At 53.1% G+C, this 12,886-nt stretch carries 11 protein-coding genes and 1 pseudogene; 8 read left to right on the top strand and 4 right to left on the bottom strand.

What is annotated here, in order from left to right; all coding sequences use genetic code 11:
• The first annotated feature begins 28 nt into the window (after positions 1-28).
• The 5 genes from IB196_RS18240 to fhuB all read left to right on the top strand — a co-directional run bounded on the left by IB196_RS18240 (position 29) and on the right by fhuB (position 7,189).
• Positions 29-1,030, top strand: a complete 1,002-nt coding sequence (locus IB196_RS18240; RefSeq protein WP_223237023.1) for a fimbrial protein — start codon at positions 29-31, stop codon at positions 1,028-1,030.
• Positions 1,031-1,240: 210 nt separating this feature from the next.
• Positions 1,241-3,475 (top strand): ferrichrome porin FhuA, encoded by a 2,235-nt coding sequence (gene fhuA / locus IB196_RS18235; RefSeq protein ID WP_005120618.1) that lies wholly within the window; start codon positions 1,241-1,243, stop codon positions 3,473-3,475.
• Between the two features lie 47 nt (positions 3,476-3,522).
• Positions 3,523-4,320, top strand: a complete 798-nt coding sequence (fhuC, locus tag IB196_RS18230; protein WP_005120619.1) for a Fe3+-hydroxamate ABC transporter ATP-binding protein FhuC — start codon at positions 3,523-3,525, stop codon at positions 4,318-4,320.
• Entirely contained in the window at positions 4,320-5,210 is an 891-nt protein-coding gene (gene fhuD, locus IB196_RS18225) for a Fe(3+)-hydroxamate ABC transporter substrate-binding protein FhuD (protein ID WP_005120620.1), read from the top strand. The genes fhuC and fhuD overlap by 1 nt, the downstream gene beginning before the upstream one ends.
• The gene (fhuB, locus tag IB196_RS18220; RefSeq protein ID WP_188232469.1) at positions 5,207-7,189 is read left to right on the top strand and encodes a Fe(3+)-hydroxamate ABC transporter permease FhuB; all 1,983 of its coding nucleotides are present in this window, start codon (positions 5,207-5,209) and stop codon (positions 7,187-7,189) included. The genes fhuD and fhuB overlap by 4 nt, the downstream gene beginning before the upstream one ends.
• A gap of 115 nt (positions 7,190-7,304) precedes the next feature.
• Here the strand turns inward: fhuB and hemL are convergent, their stop codons facing one another.
• Positions 7,305-8,585 (bottom strand): glutamate-1-semialdehyde 2,1-aminomutase, encoded by a 1,281-nt coding sequence (gene hemL / locus IB196_RS18215; RefSeq protein ID WP_005132140.1) that lies wholly within the window; start codon positions 8,583-8,585, stop codon positions 7,305-7,307.
• 168 nt (positions 8,586-8,753) lie between these two features.
• On the opposite strand from hemL, the gene clcA reads away from it, so the two are divergent.
• The 3 genes and pseudogenes from clcA (at position 8,754) to erpA (ending at position 10,601) form a co-directional block, all read left to right on the top strand.
• The gene (gene clcA / locus IB196_RS18210) at positions 8,754-10,175 is read left to right on the top strand and encodes a H(+)/Cl(-) exchange transporter ClcA (RefSeq protein ID WP_040230022.1); all 1,422 of its coding nucleotides are present in this window, start codon (positions 8,754-8,756) and stop codon (positions 10,173-10,175) included.
• A 23-nt stretch (positions 10,176-10,198) separates the two neighbouring features.
• A pseudogene (gene yadW / locus IB196_RS18205) lies at positions 10,199-10,264 on the top strand (small protein YadW).
• Positions 10,257-10,601, top strand: coding sequence for an iron-sulfur cluster insertion protein ErpA (gene erpA / locus IB196_RS18200; protein ID WP_003018581.1), 345 nt, complete (start codon positions 10,257-10,259; stop codon positions 10,599-10,601). The pseudogene yadW and the gene erpA overlap by 8 nt, the downstream one beginning before the upstream one ends.
• A 119-nt stretch (positions 10,602-10,720) precedes the next feature.
• Here the strand turns inward: erpA and IB196_RS18195 are convergent, their stop codons facing one another.
• The 3 genes from IB196_RS18195 to mtnN are packed head-to-tail and all read right to left on the bottom strand — an operon-like array spanning position 10,721 to position 12,873.
• Positions 10,721-11,344, bottom strand: a complete 624-nt coding sequence (locus IB196_RS18195; RefSeq protein ID WP_005132135.1) for a TRIC cation channel family protein — start codon at positions 11,342-11,344, stop codon at positions 10,721-10,723.
• A 37-nt stretch (positions 11,345-11,381) separates the two neighbouring features.
• Positions 11,382-12,182 carry a vitamin B12 ABC transporter substrate-binding protein BtuF gene (gene btuF / locus IB196_RS18190; protein ID WP_149691225.1) on the bottom strand — a complete coding sequence of 267 codons (801 nt, stop codon included), beginning with the start codon at positions 12,180-12,182 and terminating at the stop codon, positions 11,382-11,384.
• A complete protein-coding gene (gene mtnN / locus IB196_RS18185) occupies positions 12,175-12,873 on the bottom strand; it encodes a 5'-methylthioadenosine/S-adenosylhomocysteine nucleosidase (RefSeq protein WP_040230026.1) in 699 nt (232 codons plus the stop codon). Before mtnN ends, btuF begins: the two co-directional genes overlap by 8 nt.
• Between the last annotated feature and the right edge of the window lie 13 nt (positions 12,874-12,886).

The following is a 12,886-nucleotide window of genomic DNA, read 5'->3' as shown; positions in this document are numbered from 1 at the left end:
TGACTTATAAATATGGAATTTGTCAGATATGAGTAAAAGGAATCAAAATATTTTCAGGGCTATTTTGATCATATTGATTTTAGCGGGAGCGGCAGCTCCTGTTTATGCCACCACATGTACCGGAACCCTCCCGGAAAATAGCGCACTGATCTTTCAACTTCCGGCAAGCATAACGGTGGAGCCTGATACACCAGTTGGTACGATTATTTATGAGGGAAGCATTGAGAGCGGTCAAATTGATATGAATTGCCGGAATAGTGGCAACAAATACAAAGGCTACGTGATGTTAACGGATGCCGATGCCCGCAATGAAGTGCTGGAAGGCGTTTATCAGACTGGCGTGCCAGGTATAGGTATCCGTATGGCGGAAGCGGAAGAACGAATGTCTACCTTTACCTCTGATGATATCGTCACTCCCATGCATTTTTATAGCTATGGTTCGAGCGGATCGAGCACTATTCATACGAAGTACCATGCGTCAATGCAGTTGGTTGTGACGGGCGACGTTGAGGATGGTTATCTTGATACCTCCAGGCTGACGGCAGAAGAGAAGTGGGGTAATGATGTGATTGCTCAGATAGTGGTATCTCCCACCAGTATTCATATCCAGACCAATACCTGTAATCTGGAAGATAAAAATATCTACGTGCCGCTGAAGACGATTAATGTCGATAACTTTGACAGTCAATTTTCAGAAGTACTTACTGACAATAGTTTTAAAATCGAGATTGCTGATTGTCGGGCAGGTACGCAAATCGACTATCAGTTCGACAGTGCTGGTTCAACAGGCGTTACGGATGGCAATATTTTGGCTATCACCAATGGAGACAGCTCTGCCAGCGGTGTCGGTATCCAGATTCTGGACGCGAACAATAATGTGCTGAGTTTTGATCAAACCTATACCGCTGTGAGCAGCACCAGCGCTAACGAAGTGGCAGAAATTCCGCTGAAGGCACGCTATGCCAAAACTGGCAATGTCAAAGCCGGGAAAGTGGACGCCGTAGCTACTTTTGAAGTTTTTTACCGCTAATTTCTTGTGGCCCGTTTCGGCGGGTCGCCAGCGTTCTAACATTCCAGCCTAATTTATTAACCCTTTCTTTTCATCTGGTTATTTCTTAACCCCTTAGTTTTAGTAGGGGTGCGTATCGCTTGCTATCTCGCCAGTGTTTCGAATATTATGCTGCCGTTATAATAATAATTCTCGTTTACGTTATCATTCACTTTCATCAGAGATATACCAATGGCGCGTCTTAAAACTGCTCAGCCAAACTCCTCACTGCGCAAAATTGCAGTCGTGGTAGCCACAGCGGTTAGCGGCATGTCTGTGTATGCACAGGCGGCGGTTCAACCGAAAGAAGAAACAATCACCGTAACCGCAGCACCTGCCGCACAAGAAAGCGCATGGGGGCCTTCGCCGACGATTGCCGCGAAGCGTTCCGCCACCGCCACCAAGACTGATACGCCTATCGAAAAGACCCCGCAGTCTGTTTCGGTTGTGACGCGTGAAGAGATGCAGATCCATCAGTCTCGTTCCGTAAAGGAAGCACTGGGTTATACCCCGGGCGTTGTGGTCAGTAACCGTGGTGCTTCGAATACCTACGATTTTGTCAGCATCCGTGGTTTTACCTCTGTCGGTTTAAGCCAGAACAACTATCTGGATGGTCTGAAACTACAAGGAAACTTCTATAACGACGCGGTTATCGATCCTTACATGCTGGAGCGTGTTGAGTTGATGCGTGGACCAACTTCCGTGTTGTACGGTAAGAGTAACCCTGGTGGGATTATTTCGATGGTTAGTAAACGTCCAACCACCGAGCCGCTAAAAGAAGTTCAGTTCAAAATGGGAACAGATAATCTGTTCCAGACTGGGTTTGATTTTAGTGACGCATTAGATGATAACGGTGAATTCTCTTACCGTTTAACCGGGCTGGCTCGTTCCAAAAATGAGCAACAGCAGGGTTCTGAATCACAGCGTTATACCGTTGCTCCGTCCTTCTCATGGCGTCCTGACGACAAGACCAACTTTACATTCCTCTCCTATTTCCAAAATGAACCCGAAACGGGTTACTACGGTTGGTTGCCGAAGGAGGGTACGGTTGAACCGCTACCTAACGGCAAGCGTCTGCCGACAGATTTTAATGAAGGTGCTTCAAATAATACTTATTCCCGCAATCAGAAAATGGTGGGATACAGCTTTGAACACGGCTTTAATGACACTTTCACCGTCCGGCAGAATTTACGTTTTGCTGAAATGAAAACGTCGCAGCAGAGCGTGTACGGCACGGGTATCTGTACAACAAATACGTTTAATGCGCCTTGCCAGGCAATTCCGGTCGATCAGCGCGATCACTATCTTGGCCGTGGCACTGTTGTCGATGATGAACGTTTGCAGAACTTCAGTGTTGATACCCAGCTACAGAGCAATTTCGCGACGGGAACGGTGGAGCATACGTTGCTGACTGGTATTGACTTCATGCGTATGCGTAATGATATCAATGCTAAATTTGGTACAGCTCCTGTTCTGGATCTTTATAACCCACAGACTCTGGATGATTTTGCTTTCGACTCTACCGAGCCTTATCAGATGAACGAAACCAAACAAACCGGTATCTATATCCAGGATCAGGCGGAATGGGATAAGTGGGTCTTTACGCTGGGTGGTCGTTATGACTGGTCACAGCAAGCAACGACAATTCGCCAGAATTCAACCACGCCGCAAGCGGGTTATATTGAGCGTAACGATCATCAGTTCACATGGCGTGGCGGTGTAAACTACCTGTTTGATAATGGTATTTCTCCGTACGTTAGCTATAGCCAGTCATTTGAACCAAACGCATTCGATCTCTACAGCACTCCACGCATGGCTTTTGCGCCATCTAAGGGTGAACAATATGAAGCAGGTGTAAAATATGTGCCGAAAGATCTGCCGGTGGTGATTACGGCTGCGGCATATCATTTGACGAAGACGAATACGCTGACAACCGATCCGACCAACTCGAATCTGCAAGTTCCGTCAGGCGAAGTACGTTCTCAGGGCTTTGAATTTGAAGCTAAAGCGGCCTTGAATGCCAATATCAATGTGACAGCTTCATATACTTACACTGATGCGGAGTATACCAAGGATACCAATCTCAAAGGGAACAACGTAGAACAAGTTCCTGAACATATGGCATCACTCTGGGGCGATTATACCTTTAACGAAGGCGTTCTGTCGGGACTGACACTGGGAACCGGTGGACGTTTTATCGGTTCTAGCTATGGCGATCCTGCAAACACCTTTAAAGTGGGAAGTGCTGCTGTAATGGATGCGGTTGTTAAATACGATTTAGCGCGTTTTGGTATGGCTGGCTCTAGTGTTGCCGTCAACGTTACCAATCTGCTGGACCGTGAATACGTTTCTAGTTGCTTCCAAACCTATGGCTGCTTCTGGGGCGCGGAACGTCAGGTCGTTGCAACAGCAACCTTCCGTTTCTAATTTCTCTTTGGGCACGCTTTGCGTGCCCGATTTACAAGTTGGCCGCTATGCAGGAAAACAGATCCCATCCCGACACGACGTTTGCGTTGAAGAATGTCTCCTTCCGTGTGCCTGGCCGCACGCTTTTGCATCCTCTCTCGTTAACCTTTCCCGTGGGTAAAGTGACGGGGCTTATCGGCCACAACGGCTCCGGTAAATCCACCTTATTGAAAATGCTGGGGCGCCATCAGCCGCCGTCAGAAGGTGAAATCCTGCTTGATGAGCAGCCGCTGGAGAGCTGGGGCAGCAAAGCGTTTGCCCGTAAGGTTGCCTATTTACCCCAGCAGTTACCGCAGGCCGAAGGGATGACGGTACGTGAGCTGGTAGCGATTGGTCGTTATCCCTGGCATGGCGCGCTGGGACGTTTTGGCGTGGCCGACAGAGAGAAAGTGGAAGAGGCAATTACGCTTGTTGGGCTCAAACCGCTGGCGCATCGCCTGGTGGATAGCTTGTCTGGCGGCGAGCGTCAACGTGCGTGGATTGCCATGCTGGTGGCGCAGGACAGCCGTTGCCTGCTGCTTGACGAACCGACCTCGGCGCTGGATATTGCGCATCAGGTTGACGTGCTGGCGCTGGTGCATCGCTTGAGCCAACAGCGTGGGTTGACGGTGATCGCCGTACTGCATGATATCAATATGGCGGCCCGCTACTGTGATTACCTGGTCGCGCTGCGCGGCGGTGAAATGATTGCCCAGGGAACCCCCGCGGAACTGATGCGTAGTGAAACCCTGGAACTGATTTACGGTATCCCGATGGGCATTTTGCCGCATCCGGCCGGTGCCGCACCCGTGAGTTTTGTCTATTAATGATTGGATTACCTCATCTTTCCCGTCGACGGCTGCTAACGGCAATGGCGTTGTCGCCACTACTGTGGCAAATGAATACAGCCCGTGCGGCGGCGGTTGATCCACAGCGTATAGTGGCGCTGGAATGGCTTCCGGTTGAGCTGCTGCTGGCGTTGGGTGTTGCACCTTACGGCGTCGCGGATGTTCCAAACTACAAACTGTGGGTCAACGAACCCGCGCTGCCGGACTCCGTCATCGATGTCGGATTACGAACTGAACCTAATCTCGAACTGCTGACCGAAATGAAACCCTCATTTATGGTCTGGTCGGCAGGTTACGGTCCTGCACCTGAGAAGCTTGCACGTATTGCGCCGGGTCGTGGCTTTAACTTCAGTGATGGCAAAAAGCCGTTGGCGGTTGCGCGTCAGTCGTTGCAAGAACTGGCGCAGTTGCTGAATCTGCAGACCGCTGCCGAACGTCATCTGGCGCAGTACGAACACGTGATTGCCAGCCTGAAACCGCGCTTTGTTCAGCGAGGCTCGCGGCCATTACTGCTGATAACTTTGCTCGATCCTCGCCATATGCTGGTGTTTGGGCCTAACTGCTTGTTTCAGGAGGTGCTGGATGAGTACGGGATCCGCAACGCCTGGCAGGGTGAAACCAACTTTTGGGGCAGCACCGCGGTAGGGATTGATCGGCTTGCCGCCTACAAAGATGTCGATGTGCTGTGCTTCGATCACGGTAACGACAAGGATATGCAAACGCTGATGTCTACACCGTTGTGGCAGGCGATGCCGTTTGTCCGCAGCGGACGTTTTCAGCGCGTCCCTGCCGTCTGGTTCTATGGCGCCACGCTATCGGCTATGCACTTCGCGCGCATTCTTGATAATGCGCTGGGGGGCAAAGCGTGAGTAAAAGAATTGCACTATTCCCGACCCTGCTGCTGGCGGTTCTGTTTGTGGCTGCCTGCTGGTTGACCTGGTTTAACTTTTCCGCTGCTCTACCGCGTAGCCAGTGGCAACAGGCTATCTGGTCACCGAATATTGATCTCATTGAGCAGATGGTTTTCCACTACAGTCTGCTGCCGAGGCTGGCGATTTCACTACTGGTTGGCGCCGGGCTGGGGCTGGTCGGCGTCTTGTTTCAGCAGGTGCTGCGTAACCCGCTGGCAGAGCCAACCACGCTGGGCGTCGCGACCGGTGCGCAACTTGGCATCACGGTGACTACGCTGTGGGTTATTCCCGGTGCGCTTACCACGCAGTTTGCGGCGCTGGCAGGGGCTTGTATTGTTGGGGCGCTGGTGTTTGGCGTCGCCTGGGGCAAGCGTCTTTCTCCGGTGACGTTAATCCTTGCCGGGCTGGTGGTCAGCCTGTACTGCGGGGCGATTAACCAGTTGATGGTTATCTTCCATCACGATCAACTGCAAACCATGTTTTTATGGAGCAGCGGCACGCTAACGCAAACCGACTGGAGCGGGGTGCAAAGACTGTGGCCGCAACTGGTGGGGGGCGTGATGTTGACGCTGCTGCTATTACGCCCAATGACGCTGATGGGACTGGATGACGGCGTGGCGCGTAATCTCGGACTGGCGCTGTCATTGTCGCGTCTGGCGGCCTTGTCATTGGCGATTGTTCTCAGCGCCTTGCTGGTTAACGCCGTCGGGATTATCGGCTTTATTGGCCTGTTTGCGCCGCTGCTGGCGAAAATGCTCGGCGCGCGGCGTTTGCTGGCGCGTCTGCTGCTGGCCCCGCTCATTGGCGCGCTGATCCTCTGGCTCTCCGATCAAATTATTTTGTGGCTCACTCGCGTCTGGATGGAAGTCTCCACGGGATCGGTGACGGCGCTGATTGGCGCACCGCTACTGCTGTGGTTGCTGCCGCGTCTGAAGAGCATAAGTACGCCGGATATGAATGCCAGCAACCGTGTCGCCGCTGAGCGCCAGCACGTGCTGATGTTCGCGCTGGCTGGGGGCGCAATATTGTTGCTGACGGTTGTGGTCGCGCTGTCGTTGGGCCGTGATGCTCACGGCTGGAGCTGGGCCAGTGGCACAATGCTGGATGAACTGATGCCCTGGCGCTGGCCGCGTATCCTGGCTGCACTGGTGGCTGGCGTAATGCTGGCTGTGGCGGGTTGTATTATTCAGCGTTTGACCGGTAATCCGATGGCCAGCCCGGAAGTGTTGGGCATTAGTTCCGGCGCGGCCTTCGGTGTCGTGCTCATGTTGTTTCTGGTCCCCGGCAATGCCTTTGGCTGGCTGTTGCCCGCCGGGAGCCTCGGGGCAGCGGTCACCTTACTTATTATTATGATTGCCGCCGGGCGAGGTGGTTTTTCGCCGCACAGGATGCTGTTGGCGGGGATGGCGCTCAGTACGGCATTTACTATGCTGCTGATGATGCTGCAAGCCAGCGGCGATCCTCGCATGGCGGGCATTCTGACCTGGATGTCCGGCTCGACTTATAACGCCTCCAACGAACAGGTTTTACGTACCGGCATTGTAATGATTATTCTGCTGGCGATAACGCCGTTGTGTCGCCGCTGGCTGACGATTCTACCGTTAGGAGGGGACACTGCACGGGCTGTCGGTATGGCATTAACGCCGTCGCGTGTTGGCTTACTGATGTTGGCTGCGGGTCTGACCGCTACGGCGACCATGACAATCGGTCCGTTGAGCTTTGTCGGGCTGATGGCTCCGCATATTGCTCGTATGATGGGCTTTCGCCGGGCGATGCCGCATATGCTGATTTCGGCGCTGGCGGGAGGCGTGTTGCTGGTCTTTGCTGACTGGTGCGGGCGAATGGTGCTGTTTCCGTATCAGATCCCGGCGGGATTACTGTCGACGTTTATTGGCGCGCCGTATTTTATCTATCTGCTGAGAAAGCAGAGTCGCTGAGGCTGACCCCTTTCATGTAGGCCGGATAAGACGCTTTGCGTCGCCATCCGGCAATAAAAAAGCCGGGTGGCGGCGCTTCGCCTTACCCGGCCTACATTTCTGCCCGTTCTCTTTTTTACAATTTCGCAAACACCCGGCGTGCGGCGTCGATGGTGTTATTGATATCTTCTTCGCTGTGCGCGACAGACATAAAGCCTGCTTCAAAGGCGGACGGCGCCAGGTAAACGCCTTCATCCAGCATCATGTGGAAGAAACGCTTGAAGCGCTCAACATCGCACGCCATCACGTCCTGATAGCAGGTTACGGTTTCTGCGTCAGTGAAGAAAATCCCGAACATCCCGCCGACATGGTTAACCACCAATGGAATATTTGCTTCCTGAGCGGCTTCCAGCAGGCCTTCTGCCAGGCGCGTGGTCAGTTCGTTCAACGTCTCATGAATCCCCGGCTGGGCGACTTCATTCAGACAGGCGAATCCTGCCGCCATCGCAATTGGATTACCGGACAGCGTACCCGCCTGGTAAACCGGCCCGGTTGGGGCCAGGGCATCCATCACATCACGACGGCCGCCAAATGCGCCAACAGGCATGCCGCCACCGATAATTTTACCCAGGCAGGTCAGGTCCGGTACAACGCCGTAATAATCCTGCGCACCCGCCAGTGCGACGCGGAAACCGGTCATCACTTCATCGATGATCAGTAGTGCGCCAAACTCATCACACAGCGCACGCAGGCCCGGCAGGAATTCCGGCAGTGGCGGGATGCAGTTCATGTTGCCGGCAACCGGTTCAACGATAATACAGGCGATTTCCTGCGGATACTGTTCGAATGCCGCACGTACTGAGGCAAGATCGTTATAGGTGCAGGTCAGGGTATGTTTCGCGAAATCTGCCGGAACCCCTGGGGAGTTAGGCTGACCCAGCGTTAACGCGCCGGAACCGGCTTTGACCAGCAGGCAGTCAGCATGGCCGTGGTAGCAACCTTCAAATTTGATGATCTTATCGCGTCCGGTGAAACCACGCGCCAGACGGATCGCGCTCATTGTGGCTTCGGTACCGGAGTTCACCATACGTACCATATCCATGGTTGGCACTAACTCAGTGACCAGCGCCGCCATTTTTACTTCCATTTCGGTCGGCGCGCCGAAGCTTAAACCGCGCTCTGCCGCTTCAATCACGGCATTGCGAATTGCCGGGTGGTTATGACCCAGCACCATCGGCCCCCAGGAGCCGACATAATCGATATAGGCTTTACCATCGACATCATACAGATATGCGCCGTCCGCTTTTTCAATAAACAGCGGAGTACCACCCACGCCAGTAAAGGCACGAACGGGGGAGTTAACGCCGCCGGGGATAAGTTCGCGTGCTGCGCTGTAGAGGTTTTCAGACTTACTCATGGATGGGGTCCTGGTTCGTAGAAAAAGTAAATGCCCGCTATTCTAGTTATTCAGAGAAGGTTATGAAAGTTTTGCGTATTTGAAACAATACGATTTGCAGGGGATTTTCACGAAACGTGCGAGTAGAATGCCGTTTCCGTATTTGTATTACCAATTAATGATTATCTGATGAAAACAGACACCCCTTCTTTTGAAGCACAACAAATTGTGCGTTTACGGCGCAGGGATCAGATCCGTCGACTCCTTGAGCGTGACAAAACGCCGTTGGCGATCCTCTTTATGGCCGCCGTGGTGGGGACAGTGACGGGGTTAGTGGGTGTGGCGTTTGAGAAAGCCGTGACCTGGGTGCAAAATCTGCGTATTGGCACGCTGGCACAGGTTGCTGACCACGCCGTCCTGGTATGGCCTTTGGCGTTTATTCTTTCTGCACTGCTGGCGATGGTGGGGTATTTTCTGGTGCGTAAATTTGCCCCGGAAGCCGGTGGTTCGGGGATACCTGAGATTGAAGGCGCATTGGAAGAGCTCCGCCCAGTGCGCTGGTGGCGTGTGCTGCCGGTAAAATTTATCGGCGGTATGGGAACGCTGGGCGCCGGAATGGTGCTTGGCCGGGAAGGGCCAACGGTGCAAATTGGTGGCAATATCGGGCGCATGGTGCTGGATATTTTCCGCATGCGTAGCGCCGAAGCGCGGCACACCTTACTGGCAACCGGTGCGGCTGCGGGGCTGTCGGCTGCGTTTAATGCGCCTTTGGCCGGCATTCTGTTCATTATTGAAGAGATGCGACCACAGTTTCGTTATAACCTCGTGTCGATCAAAGCCGTATTTACTGGCGTGATTATGTCGAGCATTGTGTTTCGTATTTTCAACGGCGAGGCTCCGATTATTGAGGTCGGGAAACTCTCCAATGCGCCGGTTAATACACTGTGGTTGTACCTCATCCTTGGGATTATTTTTGGTTGCGTCGGGCCGTTGTTCAATACCATGGTGTTGCGTACCCAGGATATGTTTCAACGCTTTCACGGTGGTGAAATTAAAAAATGGGTGCTGATGGGCGGTGTGATCGGCGGCCTGTGCGGGATCCTCGGTTTGATTCAACCTGAAGCGGCAGGCGGTGGATTTAACCTGATCCCGATTGCCGCTGCGGGCAATTTCAGCGTGGGCCTGCTGCTGTTTATCTTTATCGCCAGGGTCCTCACCACGCTGCTGTGCTTCTCATCCGGCGCGCCTGGTGGGATATTTGCCCCGATGCTGGCGTTAGGCACATTGCTGGGAACTGCATTTGGCATGGCTGCAGCAGCCTCGTTTCCGCAGTATCATCTGGAGGCGGGGACGTTTGCTATTGCCGGGATGGGGGCATTGCTGGCCGCTTCAGTGCGTGCGCCGTTAACGGGCATTGTGCTGGTGCTGGAAATGACGGATAACTATCAGCTCATTTTGCCAATGATTATTACCTGTCTTGGCGCAACACTATTAGCCCAGTTTATGGGTGGAAAACCGCTATACTCGACTATCCTTGCCCGCACACTGGCTAAACAGGAAGCAGAGCAGGCGGCAAAAAGCCAGAGTACCGCCACGGGCGAGAATACTTGAACGAAATACCAGGGTATTAGATAATGGCCTCAACCATTGGGTTATAATTTGCCCAATTGCCAATGTCGTTTGGAGCAAAATATGAGTGATGACGTAGCGCTGCCACTGCAATTTACTGAAGCAGCAGCCAATAAAGTAAAAAGCCTGATCGCAGATGAAGATAACCCAAATCTGAAATTACGCGTGTATATCACCGGCGGTGGTTGCAGCGGTTTCCAGTACGGTTTTACCTTTGATGATCAGGTAAACGATGGTGATATGACCATTGAGAAGCAGGGTGTTGGTCTGGTGGTTGATCCGATGAGCCTGCAGTATCTGGTAGGCGGTGCGGTTGATTACACTGAAGGTCTGGAAGGTTCTCGCTTTGTTGTGACTAACCCGAACGCCAAAAGCACCTGCGGGTGTGGTTCCTCTTTCAGCATCTGATTGCTGTCTGTAATACCGATGGTCTGACGGTGTAGGCCCGGTAAGCGTAGTGCCACCGGGCAATATGCCGGATGGCGGCGTAAACGCCTTATCCGGCCTACATGTTCTGCATCGTCACATCAACGCCCGTTATCATCCAGCGCAAACGTCGGCAATTTCAAATGCCAACGAATGGCGGCAAGCCGAATCAGCAGGGTAACGACCATCCCCATCATACTGGCGTTTTCCAGCGACACATTAAAGGTATAAAACGCGGTGGCGTGGACGATGCCGCCAATGATGCATGCGGTAGCGTAGATTTCGGTACGTAAGATCATCGGCACTTCACGCGCTAACACGTCGCGAATAATTCCGCCGCCGACGCCGGTAATGACCCCCATACAAATTGCCACCAGGGGGCCGGTTCCGGCGAGAAACGCTTTATTCACGCCAATACCCACGAACACCGCCAGGCCGACGGCATCCAGCACCGGAAGGATCCATTTCGGTAAGCGTCTTGGCTGACGCACCAGCACGATCGTCAACATACTGGTGATCATCGCCACTACCAGGTCGGTGGGATCTTTAACCCAGAATACGGGGCCATGATCCAGCGCCATATCTCGGATCGTACCGCCACCGACGGCGGTTACCACGCCCAGGACCAGAACGCCGAAGGGATCCATACGCAGTTTTCCGGCAAGCAATACGCCAGAGATAGCAAATACCGCGGTACCGACAATATCCAGCCAATAGACGAGCATCTTTACATCCTCACAACAAACCTGGTGGGGGCAGGCGCTAATTTACTTGTGAAAGCGCATTACAGAGTTGTTTTGCGGCGAGGATAATACGCGGGCTCGCGCGTTCAAACCAGTCACTATCAAGAGTAATAACCGGAATTTTTAGCTGATTTCCCCAGTATTGCTCAATTTTAAGAATTTCGCCTGAACCGCCGGTAGCAACAATTGCCTGAGGGGCGCGCGCCAGAACCTGTTCGCGGCTGACCTGCGGCCATGGAACCCGGCTGCCGGAAAAGATGTTTTCTCCACCACATACCTCAAGAACCTGGTTTTGAATGGAACCTTTTCCACTGGTAAACAGAGGATTTGCGCCAAACTGGAGAAACACACGTTTTTTTGGTTTGTTGGCATACTGAGATTTTAGTAAAGCATACTCATCAAGCAAGGTTTGCGCTGCTTGCTTTGCCTGTTCAGGCTTGGGACTCCATGGCGCAAGTTGACGCAATGCCTCAGCGACCTGCTCGATGGTGACGGCATCGACCCAGATGACCTTAATTCCCAGGGCGGTCAGTTGATTAACCTGCCGCTCAGCATTCCCTCCACGCCAGGCAATAACCAAATCGGGTTTGAGCGCCACAATACGTTCCAGATTCATGCCTTGCCAGGTTGAGACCTCTTCAATATTTTTGGCCTCTGGCGGGTAGTTTGAATAGCTGCTGACGCCAACGGGGGTAATACCGGCGGCGAAGGCCAGTTCAGTGTTGGCTGGGGAAAGCGAAATAACGCGCGGCGCGGCGTAAAGCCACGCCGGAAGTATGAAAAGCAGGGCGACCAGCGCCCTGGAGATGTATTTAGCCATGTGCCAGTTTCTGTACCAGCGTTTCAACCATCAGGCTTGACTGTTTCGCAGCAACGACCAGGAACTCGTCAAAGCTGAGATGGGACTGCTGATCGGCGACGTCAGAGATAGCGCGAACGACAACAAACGGCACGTTAAAGTTGTGACACACGTGCGCAATTGCGGTTGCTTCCATCTCAACGGCAATTGCCCGCGGGAAGTTATGCTGAATTTTTGCCAGGCCAACGGAACCGTTAATGAAGGCATCGCCGCTGACGATCAGTCCACGGACCGCGTTCAAATTGAGTTCGGCAATGCAGGATTCCGCCGCCGCAATCAGTGCCGGGTCGGCTTTAAAACCGGCCGGGCAGCCCGGTAACTGACCAAATTCATAGCCGAATGCGGTGACGTCAGCATCGTGATAGCGAGCTTCGTCAGAAACCACGATATCACCCACTTTCAGCGTAGAAGCCAGGCCACCCGCTGAACCGGTATTGATGATGGCATCTGGCTTGCAGTGTTCAAGCAGCAGCGTTGCGCCCAGCGCCGCAGCCACTTTACCGATGCCTGATTTCAGTAGCGCAACCTCAGTACCGTTCAGTTGGCCTGTGTAAATTTCACAACCGCCAAGAGCGATTGTCTGACGGTTTTCGATTTTGTCACGCAGCAGCGTAACTTCTTCTTCCATTGCACCAATGATGCCGATTTTCATAGATTTACTCGCG

The organism is Citrobacter sp. C6_1, from assembly GCF_014596835.2.
Taxonomy (GTDB): Bacteria; Pseudomonadota; Gammaproteobacteria; order Enterobacterales; family Enterobacteriaceae; genus Citrobacter; species Citrobacter pasteurii.
The sequence above is the reverse complement of the archived record's forward strand: the minus strand, read 5'-3'. Positions and strand labels throughout refer to the sequence as shown.

Excerpts from the sequence above, each read along its gene's own strand:
- mtnN (WP_040230026.1), bottom strand. The coding sequence starts at position 12,873 with ATGAAAATCGGCATCATTGGTGCAATGGAAGAAGAAGTTACGCTGCTG.
- fhuD (WP_005120620.1), top strand. The coding sequence starts at position 4,320 with ATGATTGGATTACCTCATCTTTCCCGTCGACGGCTGCTAACGGCAATG.
- btuF (WP_149691225.1), bottom strand. The coding sequence starts at position 12,182 with ATGGCTAAATACATCTCCAGGGCGCTGGTCGCCCTGCTTTTCATACTT.
- hemL (WP_005132140.1), bottom strand. The coding sequence starts at position 8,585 with ATGAGTAAGTCTGAAAACCTCTACAGCGCAGCACGCGAACTTATCCCC.
- IB196_RS18195 (WP_005132135.1), bottom strand. The coding sequence starts at position 11,344 with ATGCTCGTCTATTGGCTGGATATTGTCGGTACCGCGGTATTTGCTATC.
- erpA (WP_003018581.1), top strand. The coding sequence starts at position 10,257 with ATGAGTGATGACGTAGCGCTGCCACTGCAATTTACTGAAGCAGCAGCC.
- fhuA (WP_005120618.1), top strand. The coding sequence starts at position 1,241 with ATGGCGCGTCTTAAAACTGCTCAGCCAAACTCCTCACTGCGCAAAATT.
- fhuC (WP_005120619.1), top strand. The coding sequence starts at position 3,523 with ATGCAGGAAAACAGATCCCATCCCGACACGACGTTTGCGTTGAAGAAT.
- clcA (WP_040230022.1), top strand. The coding sequence starts at position 8,754 with ATGAAAACAGACACCCCTTCTTTTGAAGCACAACAAATTGTGCGTTTA.
- IB196_RS18240 (WP_223237023.1), top strand. The coding sequence starts at position 29 with ATGAGTAAAAGGAATCAAAATATTTTCAGGGCTATTTTGATCATATTG.